This is a genomic window from Deltaproteobacteria bacterium, from assembly GCA_013151915.1.
Taxonomy (GTDB): Bacteria; BMS3Abin14; BMS3Abin14; order BMS3Abin14; family BMS3Abin14; genus BMS3ABIN14.
Genome location: JAADHJ010000001.1, coordinates 1 through 22,385 on the forward strand (window position 1 = coordinate 1; position 22,385 = coordinate 22,385).

The 22,385-nt window shown below is 54.7% G+C and carries 16 protein-coding genes and 1 tRNA gene; 11 read left to right on the forward strand and 6 right to left on the reverse strand.

The features are described 5' to 3' along the window. Positions 1 to 318: 318 nt before the first annotated feature. Together GXP52_00005 and GXP52_00010 are read right to left on the reverse strand one after the other, a co-directional pair. On the reverse strand, positions 319 to 891 hold the full coding sequence (locus GXP52_00005; protein ID NOY85674.1) for a nitroreductase family protein: 573 nt from the start codon (positions 889 to 891) through the stop codon (positions 319 to 321). A gap of 66 nt (positions 892 to 957) precedes the next feature. Beyond that, a complete protein-coding gene (locus tag GXP52_00010; GenBank protein ID NOY85675.1) occupies positions 958 to 2,337 on the reverse strand; it encodes a class II fumarate hydratase in 1,380 nt (459 codons plus the stop codon). A 284-nt stretch (positions 2,338 to 2,621) separates the two neighbouring features. Between GXP52_00010 and GXP52_00015 the strand changes: the two genes are divergently transcribed. The 6 genes from GXP52_00015 to GXP52_00040 all read left to right on the forward strand — a co-directional run bounded on the left by GXP52_00015 (position 2,622) and on the right by GXP52_00040 (position 9,121). Further along, positions 2,622 to 3,770 (forward strand): deoxyguanosinetriphosphate triphosphohydrolase, encoded by a 1,149-nt coding sequence (locus GXP52_00015; protein ID NOY85676.1) that lies wholly within the window; start codon positions 2,622 to 2,624, stop codon positions 3,768 to 3,770. 170 nt (positions 3,771 to 3,940) lie between these two features. Beyond that, positions 3,941 to 7,513, forward strand: coding sequence for a chromosome segregation protein SMC (gene smc / locus GXP52_00020; protein NOY85677.1), 3,573 nt, complete (start codon positions 3,941 to 3,943; stop codon positions 7,511 to 7,513). Further along, positions 7,513 to 7,875, forward strand: a complete 363-nt coding sequence (locus GXP52_00025) for a hypothetical protein (protein ID NOY85678.1) — start codon at positions 7,513 to 7,515, stop codon at positions 7,873 to 7,875. Before smc ends, GXP52_00025 begins: the two co-directional genes overlap by 1 nt. 39 nt (positions 7,876 to 7,914) lie before the next feature. After that, positions 7,915 to 8,856, forward strand: a complete 942-nt coding sequence (gene ftsY, locus GXP52_00030; GenBank protein NOY85679.1) for a signal recognition particle-docking protein FtsY — start codon at positions 7,915 to 7,917, stop codon at positions 8,854 to 8,856. Positions 8,857 to 8,867: 11 nt separating this feature from the next. Continuing rightward, on the forward strand, positions 8,868 to 9,008 hold the full coding sequence (locus GXP52_00035) for a hypothetical protein (GenBank protein ID NOY85680.1): 141 nt from the start codon (positions 8,868 to 8,870) through the stop codon (positions 9,006 to 9,008). Positions 9,009 to 9,044: 36 nt separating this feature from the next. Beyond that, positions 9,045 to 9,121 (forward strand) — tRNA-Met (locus GXP52_00040). Between the two features lie 77 nt (positions 9,122 to 9,198). On the opposite strand, the gene GXP52_00045 is transcribed toward GXP52_00040, so the two are convergent. From GXP52_00045 to GXP52_00060, 4 genes are all read right to left on the reverse strand, one after another. Then, on the reverse strand, positions 9,199 to 11,775 hold the full coding sequence (locus GXP52_00045) for a bifunctional aconitate hydratase 2/2-methylisocitrate dehydratase (protein ID NOY85681.1): 2,577 nt from the start codon (positions 11,773 to 11,775) through the stop codon (positions 9,199 to 9,201). A gap of 710 nt (positions 11,776 to 12,485) precedes the next feature. After that, positions 12,486 to 13,511: a hypothetical protein gene (locus tag GXP52_00050; protein ID NOY85682.1), complete on the reverse strand. Its 1,026-nt coding sequence runs from the start codon at positions 13,509 to 13,511 to the stop codon at positions 12,486 to 12,488. A gap of 142 nt (positions 13,512 to 13,653) precedes the next feature. After that, positions 13,654 to 14,778, reverse strand: coding sequence for a peptidylprolyl isomerase (locus GXP52_00055; protein NOY85683.1), 1,125 nt, complete (start codon positions 14,776 to 14,778; stop codon positions 13,654 to 13,656). An 18-nt stretch (positions 14,779 to 14,796) separates the two neighbouring features. Continuing rightward, positions 14,797 to 16,446: an NAD+ synthase gene (locus tag GXP52_00060; GenBank protein ID NOY85684.1), complete on the reverse strand. Its 1,650-nt coding sequence runs from the start codon at positions 16,444 to 16,446 to the stop codon at positions 14,797 to 14,799. A gap of 166 nt (positions 16,447 to 16,612) precedes the next feature. Between GXP52_00060 and GXP52_00065 the strand changes: the two genes are divergently transcribed. The 5 genes from GXP52_00065 (at position 16,613) to tilS (ending at position 22,323) form a co-directional block, all read left to right on the forward strand. Next, a complete protein-coding gene (locus GXP52_00065; protein NOY85685.1) occupies positions 16,613 to 16,879 on the forward strand; it encodes a metal-sensitive transcriptional regulator in 267 nt (88 codons plus the stop codon). 43 nt (positions 16,880 to 16,922) lie between these two features. Then, on the forward strand, positions 16,923 to 17,084 hold the full coding sequence (locus GXP52_00070) for a hypothetical protein (GenBank protein ID NOY85686.1): 162 nt from the start codon (positions 16,923 to 16,925) through the stop codon (positions 17,082 to 17,084). Positions 17,085 to 17,127: 43 nt separating this feature from the next. After that, the gene (locus tag GXP52_00075) at positions 17,128 to 20,025 is read left to right on the forward strand and encodes a heavy metal translocating P-type ATPase (GenBank protein NOY85687.1); all 2,898 of its coding nucleotides are present in this window, start codon (positions 17,128 to 17,130) and stop codon (positions 20,023 to 20,025) included. A 289-nt stretch (positions 20,026 to 20,314) separates the two neighbouring features. Continuing rightward, positions 20,315 to 20,782, forward strand: a complete 468-nt coding sequence (locus GXP52_00080) for a ferritin family protein (GenBank protein NOY85688.1) — start codon at positions 20,315 to 20,317, stop codon at positions 20,780 to 20,782. Between the two features lie 119 nt (positions 20,783 to 20,901). Then, positions 20,902 to 22,323: a tRNA lysidine(34) synthetase TilS gene (gene tilS, locus GXP52_00085; GenBank protein NOY85689.1), complete on the forward strand. Its 1,422-nt coding sequence runs from the start codon at positions 20,902 to 20,904 to the stop codon at positions 22,321 to 22,323. Positions 22,324 to 22,385: the final 62 nt, after the last annotated feature.

Consider the following 22,385-nt stretch of genomic DNA (forward strand, 5'->3'; position numbering starts at 1 on the left):
CAGGTCAGGTGGTAAGGATATTCAGTCTGGAGTATACGAAGCGGTCTTCCCATACACGGGTACTATCACAATTCGTGCCAACTGCTCCGTGGGAGAAAAAAGGTGTCAGAGACAGGGGTGGGGGGTTGGCCTTTAAGGGAGGGGAAAAGAAAGGAGGTGGCTTTTTATAGGAGTATCGAGGTGTCGAAGTGTCCCAGATCTTAGACCCTGCTTCCAGGAACGTGAAGCCCACTGAAGGGCTGATTGTTAATAGAATTAACAGGTCGCTCCTTCCCTGATTTGTATTTCGTCGATTCGGGCCCGGCAGTCGCGGGACACCTAAATGTCCAGGATTAGTTCATCCAGGCTTCGTTTCGGGACATGGTGGACCCCTTTTTCGTCCCTCCAGTACCTGATGCTTCCATCCTCGCCTAAGGGGTCGATGGATATTTCTTCCCTCGGTTTTCCGATGGCTATCGCGAGGAGAATCCCGTAATGTTCCGGGATTTTCAGGGCGGCCCGGAGGGAATCCCTTTTAATGGAACTGATCATGCATCCGCCAAGCTCCTTTTCCACGGCTCCGAGGAGAATGGTCTGGGCAATAATTCCATAGTCGCAGGCGAAAGAGCTGGTTATCCTCGAATCACCCAGGAGAACGATGTATGCGGAGGGGCGTTCTCCCTCGGAGGGGCCGCTCCAGTCCGTAAGATATCCGGCCCAGGCAAGATGGGGAAAGATGCGGGCATTTTTCTCGGGGTCCCGGGACAGGATGTACCGAATGGGCTGCCTGTTGGCGCTGGACGGAGTCAGCCTTGCCAGGCCGATGAACCACTTCAAGGTTTCTTCAGATATCCTGTGGTCCTGGTGAAAGCGCCGGTAGCTGCGGTTGGATCGAACAAGTTCCTCAATCATTCCCTCCTCCTTCCTAACATCCCGGATCATACCCCGAAAAAAGGGCTGGAAAAAGGGTTTTGTGGGTCAGTTACCGACCATCCCGGCGGGGTCCAGCGCCTTTTTTATCTCGGCTTCGGTGAGGATGCCCTTTTCTCTCACAAGCTGTCGAACGGTCTTCCCGGTCAGACCAGCCTCCTTTGCGAGGCGTGATGCCTCATCGTACCCAATGACCTGCGCCAGAGGAGTAACCAGGGCCAGGCTCTGCTCCACAAGTTCCTCGCACCGTTCAATGTTGGCTGAAATACCGTCCACGCACCTTTTCGCCAGCAGCAGGGCGGTGTTGGTGAGAAGGGTGAGGGACTCCATCATCACATGCGCCAGAAGGGGCATCATGACATTAAGTTCAAGGTTCCCCGACGCATTGGCCAGGGTTACGGTCACATCGTTCCCCATGACCCTCGTGGCGGCCTGCAGGGCCGATTCCGGTATGACCGGATTGACCTTGCCCGGCATTATGGAGGACCCCGGCTGGAGGGCGGGGATAGTTATCTCCCCGATGCCGCAACGAGGGCCGCAGGCCAGGAACCGGATATCGGACGCGATCTTGTAAAGGGATGAGGCGTAGGCCGCCAGGGCCTTGTGAAGGAAAACCAGCGCATCTTTGCCGCCCATCGCTGCGAACCGATTCCGGGCTATGGCAAATGGAATTTTCGTTTGCGACGCGATCCGTGATACGACCATATCGGCGAAACGCGGGTGACTGTTGAGGCCGGTGCCTACTGCCGTCCCGCCAAGTGGTATTTCCTCCAGGTGTTTAAAGGTATTCATGATGGCCTCCATGGCGTGTTCGACCTGGGAGGCGTAGCCGGAGAATTCCTGTCCCATGGTAATGGGAACCGCGTCCTGCATGTGCGTTCTGCCGACTTTGACCACTTCGGAGAATTCCTTCGACCTGTCGGATAGAGAACCCTTGAGCGTCTCCATTGCCGGAAGAAGGGATTTTCCAGCGTACACCCTCGCCGCGATGTGAATCGAGGAGGGTATAATGTCATTGCTGGACTGGCCGAGGTTGACGTGGTCATTGGGGTGCACGGGGGTTTTCCCCTGGCGTTGGGACCCCATGATTTCGTTGGCTCTGGCCGAGATGACCTCGTTCATGTTCATATTCGTGGAGGTGCCCGACCCGGTCTGGTAGACGTCAAGGGGGAACTGGCCCTGGAATTTTCCCTCCATAACCTCTGTAGCGGCATCGTCTATGGCCGAGGCGACCTCGCCGGTCAGGAGCTCCAACTCTTCATTGACCCGGGCCGCCGCTTGTTTTATCAGGGCCAAGGCATGAAGGACCCTGTCCGGCATCGTGGTGTCAGAGACAGGGAAGTTGAGGATAGCCCTTTGGGTGGAGGCGCCGTAGTAGGCATCTTCCGGAACCATCATATCTCCCATGGAATCGCTCACTTTAATCATTATTTCCCTCCCTTTTAACTCATTCTCTCACGCTCGCTCGTCAGATAATGCAGGCTGACTCACTAAAGACGCAAAGCTCGCGAAGAATTGCGTAATTCCGATAAGTTAACTCTTTTCTTTCATTAATGACAACCTCGTGGTTCCAAATTCTCACCATTTGCGGCTTTGCGTGAGACATGGATCCGACCTTTTCTGCGAAAGTCTTTTCAGACCCGTAAGATCCGTGATAATCTTGTGACCCCATCTCATTATGGATCTGCTGATCACAACCATGAGGACAAGCGATGCTGCGTGTGGATAGAGAGAAAAAAGAAGCGGCGGACCTGGCGCCCTATGCGGCGCTCAACTCCCTTTCCAGGGGCCGCCGGCATCCCGAGGAAGAGCACCCTTACCGCCTGCCTTTCGAACGGGACAGAGACCGCATAATACACTGCAGCGCTTTCAGGCGAATGGAGTACAAGACCCAGGTATTCTTCTACCACGAGGGCGATTATTTCCGGACTCGGCTGACCCATTCCCTGGAAGTGTCTCAACTCAGCCGTTCCGCCGTCCTCGCCCTGAATCTCAACGAGGTTCTCGCCGAGGCTGTCGCGCTGGCCCACGATCTTGGGCACACCCCGTTCGGCCATGCCGGGGAAAGAGCAATGGACGCGCTCATGACGGGCGAAGGAGGTTTTGAACACAACCTTCAAACCCTTCGGGTGGTAGACCTCCTGGAATATAGATATCCCGGGTTTCCCGGTCTGAACCTATCATGGGAGGTCCGGGAGGGGATCGCCAAGCACAGCACTGATTATGACCGACCGGATAGCTCGGTTTTCGGACCCACCCAACCGAGCCTGGAGAGCCAGATCGTTGAGCTGGCCGATGAAATCGCCTACAACAACCACGATCTCGATGATGGCCTGACCTCAAAGCTGATTACACCCGATCAATTGGAGGAGATCACAATCTGGCGGGAGGTCAAGCGGAAGGTTCTGAAGGAAATGCCGCGGATCTCTCCCTCCATGCTGCGCAACGAGGCTATCAGGAGGATTATTAACTGGCAGGTGACGGATCTCATCTCCACAATTGCCGGAAACCTCAAATCGATGGGTATTTCGAACCGTAGCGAACTGGCCCAAGCTCCTTCGAGGGCAGCCGCTTTCAGCGCGGAGATGGATGGTATGAACAGTGAACTGAAGTCCTTTCTGAGGGAAAACCTTTACGGTCATTACCGTGTTGTGCGAATGGCCGAAAAGGCACAGAGGATACTCAAGGACCTGTTCATGGCCTACTGTGAAAAGCCCAAACAGCTTCCCCCTCATGTTTACGGGAAGATAGAAAAAGACGGCAGTACCGTTCGGGTGATATGCGACTACATGGCGGGAATGACGGACAAGTTTGCTCTCGATGAGCATAGAAAGCTTTTCGATCCGTTGGCGAGGGTTTAGATTGAATACCTGCTTGTCAATGCCGGGAAATGATCTTGATATGAACCTCCTTCCATGCTAAAGTTCCCATAAAGCATTAAGTATGACTTGACGGTTACGCGGATAGCGTCGCAACGTAGGTCGCTGTGCCCGTGGCTCGCGTTTTCCCCGTCCGGTCATGGAAGGTGTCTATGAAGCTCAAGCGTCTCGAAATACAGGGGTTTAAATCATTTCCGGACCGGACGGTGTTCGATTTTCACCCCGGAGGACTTACCGTCGTCGTCGGACCCAACGGGTGCGGCAAAAGCAATATCGTTGATGCCGTCAGATGGACCCTCGGTGAGCAGAGTGCGAAACTTCTCAGGGGCCAGATGATGGAGGACGTCATATTCAACGGGAGCGACCGGCGCAAACCCATGGGGCTCGCGGAGGTAACGCTCCTCTTCGATAACGACGGCTCCCTGAACGGCCAGTGGAAGGATTACGCTGAAATATCCATTTCCAGGCGGCTCTACCGGACGGGGGAGAGCGACTATATCATCAATGGGGTTCCATGCCGCCTCAAGGACGTGAAGGAACTCCTGGCTGATGCCGGTGGAAGCAGTCGTGGTTACTCCATTGTCGAGCAGGGGCGTATTTCTCTCCTTGTCAACTCAAGACCCGAGGAGAAGCGGGCTCTTATTGAAGAGGCTGCGGGGGTTTTAAAATACAGGATGCGGCGAATTGAGGCCGAGCGGAAGCTTGAGAGGACGAAACAGAACCTCCTTCGGGTCAGCGACATTATCCGGGAGGTCAAGCGTCAGCTGGATTCCCTCAAAAGAAGCGCGGCCAAGGCAAGACGCTACCGAAGGTTCAGGGACGAACTTGCGGGTCTCGTCCTGCGGCTTCGCTTCGTGGAGTTTGGAGGGATCGACGGTGAACTCGGCCGTTTGGAGGAGGAACTTTCCGTAAAGACGGGTATGCTCGAGGCAAAAGAGGTGGCGCTCAGTGGTCTTGAGGCCAGGGAGGAAACCCTCCGTGTGGACCTGGCGGCAGGCGAGGACCAGATAGCCGGTTTTTATGAGACGGTTCGCTCCATCGAGTCCGAGATCGCCAGGCTGGAAGGGGATATTTCCGTACGTGAAAGCTCCATTAGCTCCCTTGAGGAGCGGATAATCAGGCTGAACGGGGATGAGGCCCGGCTCCGGGAAAAATGCGAGATGGAACGTACCGAGCGGGTTCAACTTGAGCTTGAGCTCAAGGGTATCGAGGATGAGTATCTCCGTTACGATGAGGAATTGAAGGAAGCCCTGTCCCTTTTTGAAGAGGTTGAGGCGGAACTGAAAGCCGCCCGCGAATCCATGGATGAGAGTCGATCCAACCTTTTTACTATCGAGTCGGAACGGTTGCGTCTGGTATCCGAAATCGAATCGGGGAGGCGTTCCCTGGAGAGTATTGAAAGAAGAAAAAATGAGATTCTCCATCGGGAGGAGGAATTGGGTGCAAGGTTCCGGAAGGCCTGCGATTCCATCTCCCATGGCGAATCACATGTTGAACAGTCCAGGAACGACAGGGATAAACTGTCAGGCGACCTCCGGAACCACAGGGATGCGCTGTCGAAAAGCAGGGAGGAGCTGTCGATCCTGGAGGAAGAAATCTCTTCCGTCTCCGAAAGGCTGGCGGAAGTCAGGGGACTCCAGAAGACCCTGGCCTCGATGGAGGATGAGATGGAGGGATTCTCCGACGGGGTACGGGGGGTGATGACCGAGTTTGCCGGGTCCGATTCTTCAGGGGTTCTTGGGGTAGTCGCCGATTATATCGAGGTGCCCCAGAAGTTTGAAATCGCCGTCATGGCGGTTCTTGGAGAACGGCTTCAGCACGTCATAGTTGACAGGCCCGAGAGGGGTCTTTCCGCGGTGGATTACCTGAAGGAACGGTCGATAGGCAGAGGAGGCTTCATTCCCATGTCGCCGAGATCAGGAGATTCTCCGCACGATGGGCTCAGAAATGTGAAGGGTGACGGGGTTCTCGGCCCTCTCTCCGACAAGGTGGCCTTTTCAGACAAGCTGAACGGTGTGGGAGAGTTTCTTCTTGGAAACACCCTTGTCGTCGAGGATCTCGGCAAGGCCCTGAATCTATGGAAAAGGAATGGTTTTTCCGCAACCATGGTGACCCTTGACGGTGATGTGGTGGAGGCGACAGGTGTTATAACCGGAGGGGCCATGGAGGGAGGGGAAGGCGACGTTCTGGTTCGCAGGAGACGGCTCAGGGAGGTGCGGCAGGCTTCAGAGTCTCTGGAGGCGGAACTGGATAAAGCCCGGGCCGGGAGGAAACACGTCAGAGCCAGGATAACGGAGCTTGATGCCCTCCTGCTGGAACTGGAGAAACGCCACCGGGACGTGGACAGGAAGTGTCTGGATGAGGATGGAAACCTGGTTGTTCTCAGGAAGGAACGGGATCATCTCAACAGGGCGCTGGAGGATCTTCAGGCGGAGCGTGGGATGGTAGAGGAGGAGGAAGCCGGCATCAGGGAGCACCTGGCCGCCGGACAGGCGAGACAATCGCAGGTGGAGCAGGAAGAGCTTGCCGCCAGGAAGACCATGGAGGCAAATGAGAGGAAGTCTCAACAGCTGGGCACCCTCGTGGAAACACGCAGAAAACAGCTTGAAGAGGCGAGGCTCAAGGTCAATACGGTCACCTTGAGAAAGGAAAACTTCCATCGTGTACTCCAGACCGCCATGGACCGTTCCCAGGAGGTTGATGTAAGGCTGGAACGGATCCATGAGGAGATTGAAGAATCGAAAAAACGCATTCTACTCCATCGTGCAGAGATGAAGGCCGGTGCCGAGGCGGTGGAGATGTCCGCCTCCGATCTGCAGGAAAAGAAGGGACACCTCGTTTTGATGCGTGAGAAACAACAGGAAGCCAGATCCGAGGCTGTGCTTCTGGCCGGCAAGGCCCGGGAAACAAGATCAGAAGCGGGGGCTATCCGCGCTGAGTGTTCATCCATTGACATCAAGGTCCATGAATTGAGGACGGAGAGACAGAACCTCATACAGCGGGTCAGGGAGGAACACGACCTTGACCTGGCTTCGCTGACGGCGGCTGACTTTGAGGGACAGGAATTTGATCAGGACATCGCCCGCGAAAGGATAGGCAGCCTGAGACAGAAGATCTCCACCCTGGGAGAGGTGAATCCCGGTGCGGTGGAAGAGTTCGAGGAGCTTAACCAGAGATACGATTTCCTGACATCCCAGAAGGAGGATCTGGAGGAATCAATCGATTCCCTCGAAAAGGCCATCCGAAAGATCAATCGGAAGAGCAGGGAGAAGTTCCTGGAAACTTTCAGGGAGGTCAATGAGAACTTCATCAAGCTTTGCCCGGTTTTACTCGACGGTGGTACGGGGAGGATGGTTCTCCTTGACGAGAGCGACCCATTGAACACGGGGGTGGATATCCAGGTGGAGCCACGGGGCAAGAAGCTGAAAAACATGCAGCTCCTGTCCGGTGGCGAGAAGGCCCTCATAAGCCTTATCATGATCCTCTCAATGTTCCTGGTCAGGCCCAGCCCATTCTGTATCTTTGATGAGGTTGACGCCCCCCTCGACTATGAGAATCTGGAGCAGTTTTCCAGGATCGTAAAGGACCTTTCCGCAACCTACCAGGTCCTCCTCATTACACATAACAAGACAACAATGGAAGCCGCCGATGTCCTTTACGGAATTACCATGAGGGAGCCGGGGGTTTCCCAGGTGGTCTCCGTGAAGATGGTGGACGTTGCCTGATGCCTTTCAAGGGGCCCCTTGAGAAGGCTGTTACCAGGGCTTCGGGCGCGTTGGGGATCGTTTTCGTCGCCGAGGATGGGGAAACCATAGATCAGTATACCTCCGGCGGTCTTTGTGACATCCGGCTTGCCGGAGCCCATAATGGAATTGTCCTTCAGATAGTTCAAAGATCGCTGGAAAACATATCCGCCAACGGGGACATGCTCCGCGAAATTTCCATCACTTCCGACAAAAACATCTATACGCTGCTTCCGGTCCTGGATGGTAACTTTCTCGTACTGGTCCAGGATCGTACCGGTATCCGCTCCCAGGGGCTGAGGGTTCTCCGTGAAGCGGTAGAGGAGATCGCCGCGCTGATCTAGCCGGATTTTGCACCGGCCTTTACACGCCAAGAAAACCCCATGACGACAGAAGCCGAAAAAACGAAGTATGAAAAGGGACTGGAGAAGACCCGTGGATCACTCATGGGTCGTATGCGGTCCATTTTCGGTGGGAAGGCGTCCGTCAGCGAGGAGGATCTGGATCGCCTGGAGGAGGTCCTTATCCAGGCGGATGTGGGGGTGGCCTATACCACCAGAATGATAGACGAAATGAGGAAGGCCCTGGTCAGTCGAAAAAGCTGGGATGAGAGGGACTTCCGGTCGTTCCTGTTGAACTGGGTGGTACGGGCGGTCACCGATCAAGGTGGGGAAAACGGCCGCGGGTTCTTCGGTTCCCGGGATCCGGCTGTACGTCCGGAAGTGATCCTTTTCGTGGGAGTCAACGGTACGGGGAAGACCACCACCATCGGAAAACTGTCGCGGTTTTTCATGACGGAAGGGCGGGGAGTCATGCTTGTGGCTGGAGACACCTACAGGGCGGCCGCGGCGGAACAGTTGGAGGTCTGGGCAAAAAGATCCGGCGCCATGTACCATAGGGGGCCCGAAGGCGGGGACGCGGCCTCCGTGGTGCACGATGCGTTAACCAGGGCCTGCTCCGCTTCCCTGGAGACTGTTCTGGTTGATACGGCGGGGCGCCTCCATACAAAAGAACCGCTGATGAGGGAACTTGAAAAAATAACAAAGGTTGCCTCCAGGGTGGTGGATGGGGCGCCGCACCAGGTCGTCCTTGTGTTGGATGCGACAACCGGACAGAATGCCCTCGTCCAGGCCCGATCATTTATGGAGGTTGTAGGCGTGACCGGGATAATAATCACCAAAATGGACGGCTCGGCCAAAGGGGGAATTCTCATCCCCATTTCCTGTGAACTGGGGCTTCCCATCTATTTTGTCGGGATGGGGGAAGGTATCGATGACCTGGTACCCTTCGATCCGGGCGCCTATGCCGAAGCCTTGATTGGTTGAGGGCAGCCCGGGTGAAAAATAATATGACCGTCAAAGGTGATAAACAGACAAAAAGAAAACTTCTTGAGGGGTTGGGGTGCTTTTTATATCTTGTGGCGGCGGCGCTGTTGGCAGGTGTTTTTCTGAGCCGCTGTGGAGAGGTGTTTCGTTGACTTTTCAGGTGAATAGGGGTAATTAGGTCCGTTCCCGGCGGTGTAGCTCAGGTGGTTAGAGCATGCGGCTCATATCCGCAGTGTCCGGGGTTCGAGTCCCTGCACCGCCACCAACCAATAAAAAAGCCCCCTTTTCGGGAGCTTTTTTTTATCTGTGGCATCTCGCAAGACCTGCGGATGCGCTGGACCGCTAGAACGCCATTGGTGTTGAGATCTCCTTCTCAATCGGCCCGACCTTTTCCTTATAAACAGCCCGGTATTCCTCGAGGGTCGGGATTTTTCCTTCCAGGGCGGACATCGCGGCCACGATGGAGGATCCGAGAAAGACCTGAGCCCCGGTTCCCATCCTGTTGTCGAAGTTCCTGGTGCTGGTGGAGACCACCGTGGCTCCGGTGGCGACCTGGGCCTGGTTTCCCATGCACAGGGAGCATCCAGGGACGTGGACGTTGGCGCCGGTCGACAGGAGGGTCTGATGCACCCCCTCGTCGGCGAGCTTTGTGTTGCTCTCCCTGTCAGGTGGAACGGTCCAGAAGCGCATGGCCGGCGGTAGGAGTTTTCCGTCCAGGATCTTGGCCACGGCCCTGAAATCGGTGATATCCGTCATGCAGGATCCTACAAATACCTCGTCGATAGCTGTCCCGGCCGCCTCCGAAAGGGTGACGATCTTGTCCGGATCGTTGGGAGCGGCGAGAAGAGGCTCCGTAATGGTGTTAAGATCCACATCGAGGATGTCGGCGTATGGCGCGCCTTCATCGGCTTCCATAACCTCCGGCGCCGCCAGCCACTTCTCCATCAGGTTGATTATTACCTGGATCTGTTTGGAGGGGTTCCTTTTCTTGAAGTTTTCTTTCAGGAACTTCAAGTTGTTCCGGACATACTCGATTATCCTGTCAGGGTCGTGCGCAAAGGTACACGCAGCGGAGGAGCGTTCAGCGGAGGTGTCGGTGAATTTGTAGGAATCCATCACGGATATGTGCTCAAGTCCCTGGATCTCCAGTATTCGGTCCGCAAATACGTTGATTTTGCTGTCGCCCTTTTCCAGGTTGAGTTTTCCCTGCTGTAGGGCGGCGTAAGGGATTGCGTTGACCAGGTCGCGGATGGTGATTCCGGGCTGCACCTCCCCCTTGAAGCGGACCAGCACTGATTCGGGCATGTCAAGAGGCAGGTAGCCCTGGCTTCCGGCGAAAGCCACCAGGTCCGAACCGGCCGGGAAGCTTAGGCCGATGGGATACCGAGTGTGACTGTCTCCGCCGGTGCCGACGAAGTAGGGGAGCAGGAGACGGTTGCCGTTGACGTGGATGATGCCGTCACCGGGCCTCAGCGCGATTCCACCCAGACGGTTGGTAAAGCGCGTCAGATTCGTCTGCATGGAGGCGTCCTTGCTTCGTGGCCCCGCGGCGGTGTGACAAAAGGACTGAATAAACACTGTGGCGAAATGGGTACACGCCAGCTCCTCTAGCTCCTGGCGGGTCATCTTCCCGGTGGTATCCTGGCTGAACACGATATGCGCCTGGGGCTCAACGTACTGTCCGGGGAGGATCCCCGGCAGGCCTGCCGCTCTTCCCACCAGTTTCTGGGCGAGGGAGAATGGCTGACCTTCGGGCAGCTCCGGTTTGCGTGGCAGGGTGACGGTGGGTTCTTTAACCTCGATGCCCTGTTTTGCGCATAGTTCCCTGGCGCGGGCCGTCAGTTTACGCCCGATAATCAGGAGATTTCTTCCCCCGGCTCTGGATTCCTCCATGATGGAGATTGGGTCCACGGAAAATCTGGCGAGAATATCGCCGGAACCTTTTTCGGTGACCGTTCCCTTGGAAAAATCAACCTCCACAACCTTTCCCTCCAGAAGGTTCCCCGACTGGCAGCGGACAGGAATGGCCCCGCAGCCCCTGAGGGTATTAAAAAAGATGGGGGCGATTTTCGAGGCCATTATGATTCCGCCGCGGCGTTTGTTCGGAGTCTGTGGAATGTCGTTTCCGATCCACCAGACCAGCGAGTTGGAGGCTGATTTACGGCTGCTGCCCGTTCCGACCACGTCGCCGGCGAAAAGGATCGGCATTCCGGGATGTTCTGACCTGATCTGTTCAAGGCGATGGAGAAAATCGGTATCGTTCGGGCTGGTGGACAGCATGGACAACGCATGGAACGGAATGTCGTCCCGGGTAATAGCTTCCTGCGCCGGGGACAGGAAATCGGTGTTGATCTCCCCGCTCGTCCTGATGATAACGCATTCAACCCTTTCGGGTACCGGCGGCATGTTCTCGAACCACTTGGCTTCGGCCCAATTGCGGAGAATATCCAGCGCAAAGGGGTTGCCGTCCGACGCCAGTTCGGCGATTTTGGTGATCATCAAGGGAGAAATGAGGATGGTCAGGGATAGGGCTTTTGCAGCTGCGGCCGCAATGTCCTCACCGGCGTCAAGGGCTTCCACCAGGAAGGGGATGTTTGCACCGCCCCCCATCTGCCCAAGCATTTCCACGGCGTCTTGAGGGGAGATGTATCTGGATGATTTCTCACCCCTAAGAATCCCGCCGAGAAATTCAGCCTTGACGTAGGACGCATCGGTAACTCCGGGAGAGACCCTCTCCCGGAGCATGTAAAGGAGGGTCTGTGCGGTGTCTTCAAGGCCCGGCTTGACCATAGCCTTGGGATCAAGGCTGTTCGATTGCAGGGATTCACATACCGCTTTCGTCTCCTCATCGCTCAGAGGAAGGGGGGGGATTCCCTTGGATAGACGCTCCTCGACAGCCTTTAAATATTTTTGGAAAATAGGGTTCAGATTGCTCATGGATTGCCTCCTCAGTGCGATGTAGACCTTTTCCTAACTGGTGAATGCAAATAACGGGACACGGGTCCCGGAGATTGGGACTGTCTCTGTATACTGTATACAATTTTTGGGTGAAAATAAAGGGTTTCATATGGTATTCCGGGGTCTAAGGTCCTGAAAGCAGGGTCCATGATCTTGGGTCTAGGGTCCAGGAAACTTCGACCTGTCACGGGATTGCCGCGTCACTCTCGTCTGCCTCGATGCTCCTCGCAATGACAGCGAAATAATAAATGTACGCATTAACCGGATGAACCGACTTCTAAGGCTTACTAACCGCTGATGCACGCTGATTCTCGCTGATAAATCTAAGTCTAAACCTTAGGGGTTGAACTTAATCCGCGTCCATCTGCGTTCATCCGCGGTAAATGACTTCAAGACTTATTGGCCGCTGATGCACGCTGATTTCCGCTGATAGATCTAAAACTGAACCATAATATGGGGGGGTGTCTCCAGTGAGACAGCGAACGGGTGGTGAAATAATGTGCCTTGTTGCGGAGAGCAGCTCTTTAACCCGAAAGATTTCAGGTTTTATCCGCTTCCGATGTTTGCCTTATCCCTTCCATCCCCTTCATCCCTGTTAGACCAAGCCTTTGCATCCGCTTTTCCCCTCTGGACACTGGACTCTGGACTGATTTACCCCGTTGAACGTTCTTTCAGGGTCGTGGGTCCATAATCTCGATTTTGGCCTTTGATCGAAGCACCTCCACAAGTTCGGAAATCATTGCCCTGGCCTTTTTTCGCCGCAATTTTGCGACGATTTCATCGCGGACCTCGTTAAGCGGTCGATAGGCTGAAGGTCGGTAGGATACGACCTTGAAGATGCGAAAGCCTCCTCGCGTCTCAACAGGTGGACTGATCCCCCCCTCAGGGAGGGAAAAGACGATTTTTTCGATGGAGTTGTGAAGGTTGCCTTCCTGAATGAGTCCCATGTCGCCGGCGGTGGCTCCGGCAGCCGGATCCTGGGAATATTTCCGTGCGAGGGATGCGAAATCGGAACCTTTCTCCGCTTCGTTGTGGATCAACCTTGCTCTGGAGAGGGCGGAATGGACCTCGGATTTGTTTTTCCATGTTTTGACCCGTATGAAAATCTGGTTTACATGGGCAGCCCTGGCAACGCGATACATCTCCAGATTCGCACTGTAAAAAGGTTCGATCTCCGCAGGTGACACATGGATCCTGGAGTAGACAGCTTTATCCAGATAATGGTTGATAACCAGATTCCTGAAGATGTTCTTTTTTAGATCCCGAATATCCATGTTTATGCAGCTAAGGGCCGCGGAGAGACGCTCCTTTCCACCTATTCTGGCGAGCTCCATCCGGTAGCGGCGCTCGACCTCTTTATCCAACCCCGGGAAACTCTGTTTGAGCCCTTCCTGGTAGAGAAGCTCTATGTCAATAAGGCGCCTCAATGCCCTGTTATTGTCGGGGGCCGGGGGTTTTCCATCTTGCGATAGTTCTTTTTGAGCCGGTCCCTGCCGTACGAGAGATGCCTCCAATGCGCAGCTGATATCAGACCGATAAATAGGCATCCCGTTCACCTTTGCAACCGCCTGGGGTGATGACTGGGAATAGGCCGGGGGAACAAGCAGGAGGCACAAAAAAACCAGGAAAAACACGGGACCCGTTGACAGGCCGATATGGAAAGGGTGGATAATCTGTTTTTGTGACCTGGATAGCATTATTACGTTAATCCTGTTCCGAGAAAAGAAAGGGGCGGCCCTTTCAGAACCGCCCCTCCATTTCTTTACTAACCCAACCGGACCGATTTGTCAATGCAACTGTCGATAATCCATAAGGCCGATGGGGTTTCCCGACAGGCTCCTAGTTCGATGGCGGGTGCCCTGGAGGCAGTCCCGGCCGGCCGCTGTGGGGGGAGAGCCCGCTTTGTGGGGACGGCTTGAACAGAATCTGAATGTCGGCCCGGCCGGCAAGCTCCTTGATCTTCTTTCCAATCGCTTCGTTAATCCTGGAGTTCGTGAGGTCTGAGACGATTTTGCCTTTAACCTCCTCAAAAGGTACAATTCGTGCTTCCTTTCGATCGGTAAGCTTGATGACGTGATACCCGAACTGGGTAAGCACCGGGTCGCTTACCTCTCCCACCTTCATCCCGAAGACGGCTTCTTCAAACGGTTTAACCATTCTTCCCCGCCCGAAATATCCCAGGTCACCACCGGAAGGGCCGCTGGGCCCTTCAGAGTTCTCCCGTGCCAGGGCGGCGAAATCGGCACCCTTCTCCCGGGCCTTTTTCGCAATCTCTCTTGCGCGTGCGAGGGCCTTGCCCTTTTCCTTTTCGGACGCGTCTTTGGCGACATTGATCAGAATGTGACTGGCCTTCACCTGCTCGTCTTTGCGGAAGGAGTCAGGATTGCTGTCGTAGTTTTTCTTTGCCTCATCGTCCGTAACCGCAATGCCGGAGATGATGGTTTTGTTAAGGAATCCCTGAATAGTCAGCTGTTTTTTAATGTTGGTCTTGAGGGAGTCTTCGGTGAAGCCTCGTTTCACCATCTCGGCATTGAACTGGTCCCTGGTTGGAAATTGGCCCGCGAGTTTATTGAACGATTCGTCCACCTTTTCCTTGGATGCTTTGAAACCTTCCTTGGTGGCTTCTTGATAAAGCAGTTCTCCGGAGACCAGCTGGTCCAGAATCCTGGGGCCGAGTTGATTCATCAATGCCTCCGTGGACACGTTCTCACCCCCACTCATTCCGATGGCTGTGTTTCTCACCGCCGTTTCAACCGCGCTCAGGGGTATTGGATCGCCGTTGACGAGGGCGGCAACTCCACTGCCGGCTACAGCTGTGGTCTTTCCGGCCGATACCGCCTCCGATGGGGCGTTGGGCGGGGATACCTCGGTGGACGGCTGTCCCCCATCCTTGGCACAGGAGACCACCGGCAGGGTAATTAGAAGCGCCATGGTACAGGCGAAAAGGTAACGGAATAATTTCATGGTTGGATCCTTTCTTAACTAATAAAGCCTGTATTTGGCAATAGGATACCGTCTCCCGAGTCCGAATGCATTCCAGCTGACTTTGATTCCGGGGGCGGCCTGCTGTCTCTTGTACTCGTTGCCCTCCACCATGTTCAAAATGGAACGCACAAGGTCCTCCTTATACCCCAAACCGACGATTTCCGACAGAGTTTTGTGGTCCTCGATGTACGCTTTCAATATGGGATCCAGGAGGACATAGGGGGGGAGTGAATCCTCGTCTCGCTGGTTGGGACGCAGCTCGGCGGATGGCTCCTTGGTAAGTACTCTGCCAGGTATCAGCTCTTCGTTCCGGTTGAGATACCTGCAGATCTCATAGACTTCCCCTTTGTAAAGGTCGCTGATGACCGCCAGCCCGCCGGACATATCCCCATAGAGTGTGCAGTATCCCGTGGCCAGTTCCGATTTATTCCCGGTGGACAGTACGAGATGGCCGAAGCGGTTGGATAGGGCCATGAGGATATTTCCCCTGATCCGTGCTTGGATATTTTCCTCGGTAACGTTACCAGGCAGGCCCTCAAGACCATCAGATAATTCATTAAGGTAAGACGTATAAATATTTGATATGTCTATTTTTTTTATATTAATTTTTAGATTGTGAGCCAGGGCCTGCGCATCCGTTACGCTCTCCCGGGACGTGTAGGGAGAGGACATGAGGATACCGAGGACGTTTTCAGGTCCCAGGGCGTCGGCAGCCACCGCGGCCGTCAGGGACGAATCAATGCCACCTGAAAGCCCGAGGACCGCTGAAGGGAAACCGCACTTCAAGGCGTAGTCCCCAAGGCCCCTCACCAGAGCCCTGTAGACGGCCTCGGTTCCGTCCATGTCGGGGATATCGGTGACAGGTGAGGGTAGGTCAACAAGGTCAACGAGGAGCATATCCTCCTCGAATCCTTTAGCCAGCGCCACGATCCGGCCGTTTTTATCCATTACCAGGCTTCGCCCGTCGAAAACCAGGGAATCGTTTCCTCCAACCTGGTTGACGTAGATCACCGGGACTTCAAAACGCCTGGCGATATTGGCCAGCATCTCTATTCTCAGGTGCCCCTTGCCCCGGCTGAAAGGCGAGGATGCGATGTTGATAAGCGGCACAGGGTTAGAGGAGAGGAATTCCTCAACGGGGTCCAGGTGGTACTGCCTGGTGAGCCAGAATGTCTTGTCGTTCCAGGCATCTTCACATATGGAGACGCCCGCTTTCGAACCTTCCAGATCAAAGGAGGTAAGCTTCCGTCCGGGCTCGAAGTAACGGCTCTCATCGAAGACATCGTAAGTGGGAAGCAGGACCTTCCGGTGAATGTCAAGTATACGCCCATCTCTGATCAGGACTGCCGAATTGTGCAGGGGCTTGCCCTCTCCCGGTGTATCGCTGGGCAGGATGGTTCCAACAAGCAGGGACAGTCCCAGGCCCGCAGTCCGTTCAACGAGGGTCCGGAGGGCATCCGCGGTCTGCCGGGTAAAGTTCGGGTTGGTCAGCAGGTCCAGGGGGGGGTAGCCGGTAACGGACAGTTCCGGGAATATGGCCAGAGATGACCCGGATTCACGGGCCTTCCCGGCTTCGGAGAGGATCTTCCCGATGTTTCCGGAAAAATCCGCAACGGTCGTGTTGACCTGGTGAAGAGAGATCTTCATGCGAGGGCCATAATCATAGATAAGGCCCCTTCTGTCAACCATAGCCTCTTGTCGACCGAAGCTCTATGCACCCCTGTGTCAGAGACAGGGGGGGAATATTTTACTTGTATACCATAGGGGGGTATGGTATTTTCGTCAAAAGGAGGGTGTGACATTGGAGAAGAAAGTGACGACCCATTTAGAGCAGGTGCCCAGGCTTAACCGAATTGAGGGACAGGTCAGGGGGATCAAGCGGATGATAGAGGAAGAGCGATACTGTGTGGATATCCTGATCCAGTTAAAATCCATATCCAGCGCACTGGCCAAGGTCCAGGAGAATATCTTTCGCCACCATCTGGAAAGCTGTGTGAAAGATTCATTAAGCGGAAGCAAACAGGAGGATAAAGAAAAAAAAGTGGAAGAGGTCATCAGACTTCTGGGCAAATTCCGGTGATCCAAGTCTTTCCAATATCTCTCCCAGCGATAGGAGACAGGATATGACGTCTGGAAATATTATAACGATACTTTTGGTTGTAGGCTTCGGTTACATGATGTTCCGCGGCGGGTGCTGCGGAGGTCATGGCGGAAAGCACGGGGGGAAAAAACATGACTCCAACGAGAATAAGGAAGAAGAATCTATGGAAAATGAAGTAGATTAAACCCGGTGAACATTGCCGGATAGTCCTGGATAAGGAGACGTTAATGGCACGAGATCCTGTGTGCAATATGGAAGTGGATGAGAATACGGCACTGTCCGGCGAAAAGGACGGAAAGAGATACTATTTCTGCAGCGAGGGGTGTAAGGAGGAATTTTTAAGTCCAACGTCCGTAAATTCTGAGGCTGATTCCCAAAACATGACACCTGAAAGCCTGACCGAGGGTGAGGCATGTAAAGTCCCGCTCGGTGGTGCCGAGGAAACTGAAAGTGTTCATACCCGGAAAATCACCTTGGGGATCACCGGAATGCACTGCGCTTCTTGTGCGGTGAATACTGAAAAGGCCCTTGGTAAGGTTCCCGGCGTCACGCAGGCCTCTGTGAACTATGCCGCAGAAACCGCAACGGTCCAATTCGACATGGAAAAAACCTCCAGTGATGATCTCACCAGGGCGGTCGGAGAAATTGGTTACTCCGCCTTTGTGAGGGAACAGGAGGTGGAAAGCCTGACCATCGGAATCACGGGGATGACCTGTGCCTCGTGCGCGGCCAACATCGAGAAGGCATTAAAGAAGATGCCCGGTGTGGTGGAGGCGTCTGTGAACATCGCCTCGGAATCCGCCGCCCTTCGCTTTGACCCCGATATCGTCTCTCCGGAAGACATCATGGCCAAGGTCCGGGAGGTCGGATATACGCCTCACCCGAGAGGGAATGGCAATGAAACCCTCAACCTTTCCATCGGTGGGATGACCTGCGCTTCCTGTGTGGCCAATACCGAGAAGGCCGTCAAGGCTTTGAATGGAGTTTCAGACGCCCGTGTGAACCTGGCGTCCGAGTCGGCGGCCGTGGATTACGACCCATCGGTAGTGTCTCCCGAATCAATCATGGAAGCCATAAAGGCACTCGGCTTTACACCATTGGAACGTGTTGCGGCAACGGTTGACAGGGAGAAGGAGGCCAGGGCGAAGGATATACGGACTACCAAACTCAAATTCATCATCTCGGCACTCCTGGGATCTCCCCTCATGTACCTGGCAATGGCGCCCCACCTCGGTTTTCCCATGCCTGACATTTCCGACCTCTGGATGGCCATACTCCAGTTTTCCCTGGCTACGCCCATTCTGGTAGTAAATTACCAATTCTACACCCGGGGCATCCTGGCGGTGATAAAAACACGTATGGCCAGCATGGACACACTCGTGGCTTTGGGGACTGGGGCCGCCTGGATTTATTCAGTGGTCGTGTCTATTTCGATCTGGTCCGGCGGTGGAACGTTTACCGCCCAAAACCTCTACTTCGAGGTGGCCGGGATTCTTATCGTCTTCATCCTGTTGGGGAAGTGGCTCGAGGCTCTGGCCAAAGGAAAGACTTCCGAAGCCATAAGGGCTTTGATGGGGCTTCAGGCAAGAATGGCCACCGTCGTCAGGGATGGGGTGGAAATGGAAATCCCGATAGAAAAGGTGCATACGGGCGATGTGGTTCTGGTAAAGCCCGGGCAGAAGATTCCCGTTGATGGGACCGTTCTGGAGGGTCACTCAACGGTGGATGAGTCCATGCTCACGGGCGAGAGCATCCCTCTGGAAAAAGCACCTGGAGACCAGGTCATCGGCGCCACCATCAACAGGACCGGTTCTTTCCGGTTCGAGGCAACTAAAGTTGGAAGCGATACGGCGCTTGCCCAGATCATCCGGATGGTGGAGGATGCCCAGGGGTCAAAGGCACCTATCCAGGCCCTTGCCGACCGCATTTCCGCCTATTTTGTTCCTGTTGTTGTGGGTCTTGCCATACTTACCTTCTTTGTATGGATCATTGCGGGACAAAGCTTCATCTTCGCGCTTACAGTCTTCATCTCGGTCCTGATTATCGCCTGCCCATGCGCTCTTGGCCTGGCCACACCTACCGCCGTAATGGTGGGAACAGGGCTGGGCGCCAAGAATGGGGTGCTGATCAAAACAGCCGAAGTGCTGCAAACCGCGCACAAGGTTGACACCGTGGTCTTTGACAAAACCGGTACACTGACCAAGGGTGAGCCCAAACTGACCGATATCATCCCATCGGGCCGTTGGCAGGAAGATAAACTGCTCCGGGTCGCGGCCTCCCTTGAGAAGAACTCCGAGCATCCCCTGGGGGACGCCATCGTGAAGGGGGCCGAAGAAAGAGGTCTGAATCTGACCCATCCGGAGAATTTCCGCTCCACAACGGGGAAAGGGATCAGCGGAAGGGTTGAAGGTAGTGAGCTGGTTATGGGAAACAGGGCTCTCATGGTCGAAATCGGGATTGATGTAGCCCCGGTTGAGGAGACCCTTAGGAGTCTTGAAACACAGGGAAAGACAGCGATGATCGTCGCTTCGGATGGGATCCTGGCAGGAGTCCTGGCGGTGGCCGATACCTTGAAGGAATATTCGAGGGAGGCAGTCAGCGCCCTGAAAAAAATGGGCAAAGAGGTAGTGATGATCACAGGGGACAACAGGAGAACCGGTGATGCCATAGCGAAGGAACTTGGAATCAAGAGGGTCCTTTCGGAGATATTGCCCCATGAGAAATCTGAAGAGATAATAAAGCTTCAGCAGGAAGGGCACCGCGTTGCCATGGTGGGTGACGGAATAAACGATGCCCCGGCTCTTACCCAGGCCGACGTGGGAATTGCCATCGGAAGCGGGACGGATGTCGCAATCGAATCCGGGGACATCGTTTTAATCCGCGATGACCTCAGGGATGTGGTCATGGCTATAGACCTTTCCAGGTATGCCATGATGAAGATCAAACAGAATCTCTTCTGGGCCTTCTGCTACAACAGCCTCGGCATCCCCATTGCGGCCGGAATCCTTTACCCCTTCACGGGTATCCTGCTAAGCCCCATCGTCGCCAGCGCGGCCATGGCCTTCAGCTCCGTCTCCGTGGTCACCAACTCCCTGACGATGCGCAGGTACAGGCGGAAAATTTAATCATCTTTTGATAGGGTCGTAAAAAATCCATCCATTTTCGCGGCCCTGAGTGGGCGCGATGATAACTTCTTGCGAAGCCATCATCTTTGACAGGGTCGTAAAAAGCCCATTAATGGTTTTTTACTCCACGGAAAGCGAAAAGTGTCATTTTCACTTTCCTCACAAATCTTCGATTTGCGCGGCCCTGAGTGGGCGCGATGATAACTTCTTGCGAAGCCATCATCTTTCTCTGGAACGGATCGCCGGAAAATGATAGGTTCATGAAAAATTCAAAGGGGGTAGTAATACCTTGGCTGCAAACGTGAAAACCGGAGAGACGATCCTTGAAGCAATTAAAGCCGAGATGGAGGGAAGAGAGTTCTACCTTGCAGCGGCCCAAAAGGTCAAAAACCCGCTTGTTCGAAGGAGGCTTCTGGGCCTGGCCGAAGACGAACTGGAACACCGGAAGACCCTGAGCCGCCTCTACTGGGCGCAGACGGGAATCGAACCGGGCGATGTGATGTCTGGAAACAGGGAAACAGTTGTTCCCGATATGGTGGAAATGTCTATGGAGAGTATCCTCCAGTTGGCGATGAAAAACGAAAAAGATGCCGCGGAGCGATACGATGAAATGGCCCACAAGGCTGACGATGCCCGGTCAAAGGGTTTTCTCGAGTACCTTGCCGATATGGAGCTGGGGCACTACGAAATCCTTTCAAGGGAACTTGACCTGATAAAAAGCAGGCCGGGCTGGGAGAATCAGGAGATCGAAAAATAGCCCGGCTTTGGCGATATTTCCAGAAACAATCTCCACCCATGGAATGAACCCAGAGCCCCAGGGCCCTGGGTTTTTTGTGAACGTCGATCTAAAAAAAGCAGGTGGTTGATTCTAAAGCAATGAAAGTGGAGAAACTTCAAAAGAAGGTGTCAGAGACCCTCGGGCGGTTGGGTGCTGAGCCCGGACACTGTCTTCTTGTTGCCGTATCCGGAGGGACTGATTCCCTTGCACTTCTTGGAATACTCTCTCGACTGCAGGCAGGCCGCTCCGGGATATTGACGGCTGCACATCTTGACCATGCTGTCCGGGGGGAGGATTCCAGGCGGGATGCCGTGGCTGTCGGGGAAATCTGCAGAACAATGGGCGTACCCCTTGTCACCGGCCTTCTCCGAAAAGAAGATGTCCGCGTGACGAGGAGTCGGTTGCGATCCATGGAGGCGGCCCTGAGGGAAATGCGCTACAGTTTCCTTTGTGATGCCGCCCTGAGGGTCGGGGCGAGATGGATACTGACCGGCCACCAGGCCGATGACCAGGCGGAAACCGTACTCTTCCGCACCCTCAGAGCAATGGATTGGCGGTCCCTGGGCGGGATCAGTGAAAAGGAGGGGAAAGTTCTTCGTCCATTGCTTGGCGTTTTTCGTCGTGACACCGAGGAATACTGTGCCATGGAAGGGCTGATTCCACTGGAGGACAGTTCCAACCTCGATATCGTTTATTCCAGGAACAGGTTAAGACATCTCACCATCCCGGGGTTAAACAGTCTATTTAAAAAGGATATTTCCCCGTTGCTCGTGCGGCTTGGAAAAGCCGCCGCAGCATTGACGGAATGGGAATCCCGGGCACTTGATCATTTGACCGGACAACGGCTTGACCCGTCAGTGGCTGCCGTAGACCGCGGGGCTATCGACCGCATTCCCCGGTGCCTGCTTGAGGGGGCCGCCATCAGAATGCTTCAGACGGTGATTGTGGGACATCCCAAGATGCCTCTTGTGCAACAATTTGTCAGATGTCTGAAGAAGGGAGCGGGAAAGGTCAGACTGTCTGACCGCCTGGAGATCGAGGTTTATCACGACAGGGTGGTCCTTGGAAACAGCCCTTGCCGTGGCCATGGCCCATCGCCCTTCCGTGAAAGGGAGTGGCGGGTGCCGGGGAGGGTCAATCTGCCGGAGCTGGGAGCTTTTCTGACAGCCTCTGAGGTGCTTTATGACGGCCAACGCATCTTTCCACGGGGTTCGGAGGCCCTGGTTGCAAAAAAAGGCCTGAAAACGCCTCTTTTTGTCCGCCAACGAAGGTCGGGGGACCGGTTTCAGCCATTGGGGATGGGTCATTCGAAGACCCTGAAGCGTTTTCTCATGGACCGGAAGGTTCCCCGGCAGGACAGGGACTATCTTCCTGTTATTACTGATCGGGAAGGGGCTATAATCTGGATCGGGGGTGTTGAAATCTCTCAAAGGATCGCCTTGAAGCCGGGAAGCCCATCCGAGGCCTATCTCCTCCGGCTTGATTCTTTCAGTTCAAAAGGGCCTGGGGAAACATCATAGACGGTTTAATAGGGTCAAGCTGGAAAATTGTGGTTGTTACATAAGGTAAAATGTGGTAAATG